This window comes from Ruegeria sp. N11, assembly GCF_056531525.1.
The window spans coordinates 1-4832 of sequence record NZ_JBQFLX010000059.1 but is presented as its reverse complement, the minus strand read 5'-3'; the positions used below and the strand labels follow the sequence as shown (position 1 = coordinate 4832).

The following is a 4832-nucleotide window of genomic DNA, read 5'->3' as shown; positions in this document are numbered from 1 at the left end:
TCATCGAGGTCGTCGACGGTCTGGCCGCCAATGGCGAAGACGGCAACGGCGCGGTCGAAGCCAAGGTCAAGGCCGAGGTCGCAGACCTCTGCGCACGATTCCCGATCTACCCGAACCTATAATCGGCTCGGAAAAAACAAGACAGCGGCGCCCCGGTGGCGCCGCATCTGGACTGGGCGCATTGTCATTTCACACCAAAGACTTAGTTGAATATTGGCAAAGTAACCCTGCCTTAGGACCAGCCTTCAGATCAGGCCGCGCCACCACAGAAACAGCAGCAGCAGCGCGCTCAGCGCCAGAATGTTGAACGCCAGTCCGCCCAGCATCCCCAGAAACCAGCCCCATCTTCTATCCGCCAGATCAATACTGCCGAGATACGCCTGCACCTCGTCGGACGCGCTGACAAGTTTCGGGCTATCCAAGACCCGCCGCAGCCTTGGATGCGCCGCCATCTGTTCCGCATTCGCCAGCAGAAGCGCCTGTTTGTAGATCCGGCGCGGCAGACGGCGTTTGGCCCTTTTGACCGAGGCCAACAGGGTTTTGTCCCGAACACCCAGCTTTTCGCGCAGCAACGTAATCGTGCCTGCAATCCGGGTCTGAATATCAGTGTCCTGCGACATTGGTGCCTCCTGACCGGGAAATGTAGCGCGGCCAGAGGCAGGCTACAATGGGACTGGTCGTTTCATTCACCGCCGGGTATCACGCATTCATGTTGAACACGATCGTACATGGCGAACCGACCGCGAACCCTCCTCTTCTGATCGCGCACGGGCTTTATGGCTCGGCCCGTAATTGGGGCGTCATTGCGCGGCGGCTATCGGACGAAAGACAGGTCATTGCAGCGGACATGCGCAATCATGCCTACAGCAAGTGGGACGCCTCGCATGGTTATCCGGACCTGGCCGATGATCTGGCCGAGGTCATTGCGCAGGTCGGCGGTCCCGTGGACGTTGTCGGACACTCTATGGGCGGCAAGGCAGCAATGACCCTGGCGTTGACGCATGGTGCCCTGGTGCGTAAACTGGTGGTGTCCGACATTGCGCCGGTGACCTACAGCCACAGTCAGATTCAATTCATCGAAGCCATGCGTGCGGTCGATCTGTCCCGCGTGACCCGGCGCTCGGATGCCGAGCAGCAACTGGCAGAACTGGGTGTCGAAAAAGCGTTGCAGAGCTTCTTCACTCAGTCACTGGATGTCAGCGGACAGCGGTGGCTGTTGAACTTGGACGGTCTGGCAAACGAGATGGCCAATATCATGGGGTTTCCGGACCTCGATGCCACTTGGAACGGGCCGGTCCTGTTTTTGTCAGGTGGCGACTCGGACTATGTTCTGCCGCAGCACCGCGACAAGATACGCGCCATGTTTCCCGCCGCGAAATTCGCGAAGATTCCGGGTGCGGGCCACTGGCTGCACGCCGAAAAACCTCGCGAATTTGAAGCGGCCGTCAGAACCTTTTTGAACGCCTGATCAGATCGAACCCTGATACAACCGTTTGGCGACAAGCCATGAAACCGGTATGGCAGCAACAAATCCTGCGCCAGCGGCCCCCAGAATAGCGCCCGTCGTAACCAGGCCAGCAGTCAATACAGCTATAACGGCCGAGCCAGCCAGGGCAGTTCCAATCAGTGAATACAACATCGAAGCAAGACGCATCATTGGGTGTGGTCCTATTTTGGAATCTGACCACATATTGGTTTATCAGGATGTGTACGGCTTTGATTCAGGTCAGGTCATTCCCGGGTCAACAGGCTCGACTGTCTGGCCGCCCCCTTCGACCCAGTCAGAAAGGCCCCCAAGGTTGTAAACGCGGGAATAGCCCATGTCCTTCAACAACTTGCCTGCCAACGCTGCGCGCCCGCCCGACGCACAGTGCAGAACGATTGGCCGGTCGATGCGCAATTCAGGATCATGAGTTGGCAGCCCGCTATCGGCCCTGAACTCCAGCATCCCGCGTGGAATGTGATGGGACCCGACCGCCCGGCCCGCCCTCTCCAGTTCCGGCGTATCCCGAACATCCAGCAGCAACCCGCCTTCGCGCAGCAATTCCGTAGCTTGGGCAAAATCGATACGCGCGACCACAGCGTTGGCGGCCTCCATCATGTCCCTGACGGTCAGTGGCATTCCGGTTCTCCTGTTCTTGGGCTTCCAATGGTTAACATGCAAAATAAGGAATGCGTTTTCTGTGTAAAGGTACAATAGCGGTAAATCGCTGGCGGGGATATTATCCCGTTCTAACTGTGACTTCGAATGGCGGCAAATTTGTTCGCCTTGCTGCATCTACAAACACGAAAAGAGGAAGTCCGGGCCACCCCAATCATCAGGACCGGACTCTATTACACTTGAGCTGCAAGCATCATCCGCCCCAACTGCATGCTTGGCGAATTGGCGGGTGTTGTTCCAATCACACGACTAGCCCCGGCAACTTGGGCTTGAGGGCGTGCTGGATTTGACCAAAGCACAATTTGAGGCGGAAGCGCATTGTATTCAGGGCCTTATGGTCTTAGTGGTTTTTTCAGGCTCAGGATGGGCCAAACGCACTGTGCCCGCGTGGTGGAATGGTAGACACAGGAGACTTAAAATCTCCAGGCGGAAACGCCGTGCCGGTTCGAGTCCGGCCGCGGGTACCAGTTTGTACGAAAATCGAAGCTTGCGCACGCTACTAGGCGCGATGCACGATCGGTCAAACATATCAAATGGCTTGGGAAGTTATCGTCTGCGTCTCGGCATGAAAAGGTCCGCAATGTGACCTGATACAAGGTATCATCGCTCCGGTGCTTGCAAATGCTTCGCGGAACTTGAATCCTTTATCCCGGAGGATCACGGGACAACGATTCACTAACATCCAAAATGGACCAGTCAGATGGGTCTGCTTAAGAAATAAAATGGTGCCGGGGGCGGAATCGAACCACCGACACGAGGATTTTCAATCCGGCGCTAATTCAAGCAAGCCAAACACTTACAAAACCGGGGTGCGTCAAACCCCCGACGAAACATCAAAGACTTACCTCGAAAGTGTCAAACCGGCTGAGGCCGAACTGACAAACGAAAACCCCGGCACGACGGCAATCGCAACCGGGGTTAAAGACGTTATGGAAGGCGTCTGTTCTTACGGTAAGGATATCGTGGCTTTCCCCATTTTGGCAATGCATTGGGGGGTGCTGCTGTGAATATTTCGACGCAAATCCCCGACAATATCAAACGTGTTTGCCGCTCCATCGGATACGCCGCTTGGCTTGATAGCACTAACGCTTGGTCCGGCCTTCCGGTGATCCTGCGAGCACGTCTGGATGCGCGGCAGCGCGTGGCCCTGGCATTCATGGCTCTCAAGGCTCTGGACCGTGACGATGCAGTAAATTCGGCAGAGGCGGCGCTAGGCACTGGTGCGGGACACCCCCCTGCACCGTTTTCTAGCTTCATGGATGAGGCCGCGTTCTGGGCGGATTATGCCGACCCGGAAGAACTGGACGCTTATTGCCTTGCCAGCTTCAAGCGCATGAAACCCGCGCGGCAGGCAGCATTTCTTGAGCATGTACAAAGGAGGCAAGCGGCGTGATGCGTGATTTTGCTGAGATGGCGGTGCAACTGGATGCGCACCGAGCCGAGTTTCCCAAAGAACGGTCGGACCGTTTGCCGAAAGAGTTTGTCTGGCGCGACCCTTCCGCTATTCCGCCCCGTCCTTGGCTCTACGGGCAACACCTGATCCGCAAACAGGTATCGGTGACGGTCGCACCCGGCGGCGTCGGGAAATCGTCTTTGACGATCTGCGAAGGGCTGGCAATGGCATCTGGCCGCGACCTACTGGGCGATTGGACCGCATCAGGCCTAAAAGTCTGGATATACAACCTTGAAGACCCCCGCGACGAGATGAACCGGCGCATCATCGCGGCCATGCAACATCACAACGTCGCCCCCGAGGAAATCTCAGGGCGTCTCTTTGTGGACACGGGCCGGGAACGCGAACTCAGCACCGCCATTCAAACTCGTGAAGGCGTCCAGATCGTCAAGCCGGAAATGGAAGCCTTAGCCCAAGAGATCGAAGCGTGCGAAATCGATGTTCTAATTATCGACCCGTTCGTGTCGTCGCATCAGGTGGGCGAGAACGACAACGGCGCAATCGACCTTGTGGCAAAGGAATGGGCGCGGCTGGCAGATCGTTGCAATTGTGCAATTGAACTTGTGCACCACACTCGCAAGACAAACGGCGAGGAAGCAACTACTGAAAGAGGGCGCGGTGCAACGGCGCTCTTGGCAGCAGCAAGATCCGGTCGTGTGCTCAACAAGATGAGCAACGACATGAAGGCCGAGGCGGGTGTTCAAAACGATCCGTCCACCTACTTTGCCGTGACCCGTGACAAAGCAAACCTCGCCCCTGTTGGGGATCGTGTTTGGCGGCGCATGGCATCTGTGCAGCTATCCAATGGGGATAGCGTGGGCGTTGCTGAGGTCTGGAAATGGCCGGACACTTTCGATGGGGTATCGGTCGCTGACCTGCTGGCAGTGCAACATGCTCTGGATGGTCAGGGGCGGCGCTACTCGGATCAGGCTGGCGGCGAGTGGGCTGGTGTGACCGTAGCTGAAGTGCTGGGCTTCGACGCCCAAGCCGACCGCAAGCGCATCAAGAAGATAATCGATACTTGGCTGAAATCCGGGGCGTTGGTCAAAGGGCAGAAAACAGGTGCTCAACGCAAGCCTGTCCCCACTGTGGAGGTAGGCGAATGGGCAACGGTGTGATGTGCGCCACTGTCTAGCCCCCTCGTTCGGCACCACTAAATTGAGGTTTCTCTAATAAGGTTTCAGGCACAGGTGGGCGCATGTTCAGAGCATGATGTGG

Annotated in this window: 7 protein-coding genes and 1 tRNA gene; 5 read left to right on the top strand and 3 right to left on the bottom strand. The window is 57.1% G+C overall.

The features are described 5' to 3' along the window. Positions 1 to 245 precede the first annotated feature (245 nt). Positions 246 to 620, bottom strand: a complete 375-nt coding sequence (locus tag ACR0J8_RS24050; protein WP_480527931.1) for a hypothetical protein — start codon at positions 618 to 620, stop codon at positions 246 to 248. Positions 621 to 667: 47 nt separating this feature from the next. Here ACR0J8_RS24050 and ACR0J8_RS24045 point away from each other — a divergent pair, with 47 nt between their 5' ends. Further along, a complete protein-coding gene (locus tag ACR0J8_RS24045; RefSeq protein ID WP_480527933.1) occupies positions 668 to 1468 on the top strand; it encodes an alpha/beta fold hydrolase in 801 nt (266 codons plus the stop codon). On the opposite strand, the gene ACR0J8_RS24040 is transcribed toward ACR0J8_RS24045, so the two are convergent. After that, complete coding sequence (locus tag ACR0J8_RS24040; RefSeq protein WP_170808451.1) at positions 1469 to 1657, bottom strand: hypothetical protein; 189 nt, start codon at positions 1655 to 1657, stop codon at positions 1469 to 1471. A 69-nt stretch (positions 1658 to 1726) separates the two neighbouring features. Beyond that, positions 1727 to 2122, bottom strand: coding sequence for a rhodanese-like domain-containing protein (locus ACR0J8_RS24035; protein ID WP_480527935.1), 396 nt, complete (start codon positions 2120 to 2122; stop codon positions 1727 to 1729). A gap of 420 nt (positions 2123 to 2542) precedes the next feature. Between ACR0J8_RS24035 and ACR0J8_RS24030 the strand changes: the two genes are divergently transcribed. The 4 genes from ACR0J8_RS24030 to ACR0J8_RS24015 all read left to right on the top strand — a co-directional run bounded on the left by ACR0J8_RS24030 (position 2543) and on the right by ACR0J8_RS24015 (position 4732). Next, positions 2543 to 2628: transfer RNA gene (locus ACR0J8_RS24030), tRNA-Leu, on the top strand. Positions 2629 to 2970: 342 nt separating this feature from the next. After that, positions 2971 to 3168, top strand: a complete 198-nt coding sequence (locus tag ACR0J8_RS24025) for a hypothetical protein (RefSeq protein ID WP_480892820.1) — start codon at positions 2971 to 2973, stop codon at positions 3166 to 3168. Beyond that, complete coding sequence (locus ACR0J8_RS24020; protein ID WP_480892817.1) at positions 3165 to 3554, top strand: hypothetical protein; 390 nt, start codon at positions 3165 to 3167, stop codon at positions 3552 to 3554. The genes ACR0J8_RS24025 and ACR0J8_RS24020 overlap by 4 nt, the downstream gene beginning before the upstream one ends. Next, positions 3554 to 4732 carry an AAA family ATPase gene (locus ACR0J8_RS24015; RefSeq protein WP_480892814.1) on the top strand — a complete coding sequence of 393 codons (1179 nt, stop codon included), beginning with the start codon at positions 3554 to 3556 and terminating at the stop codon, positions 4730 to 4732. Before ACR0J8_RS24020 ends, ACR0J8_RS24015 begins: the two co-directional genes overlap by 1 nt. Positions 4733 to 4832 lie beyond the last annotated feature (100 nt).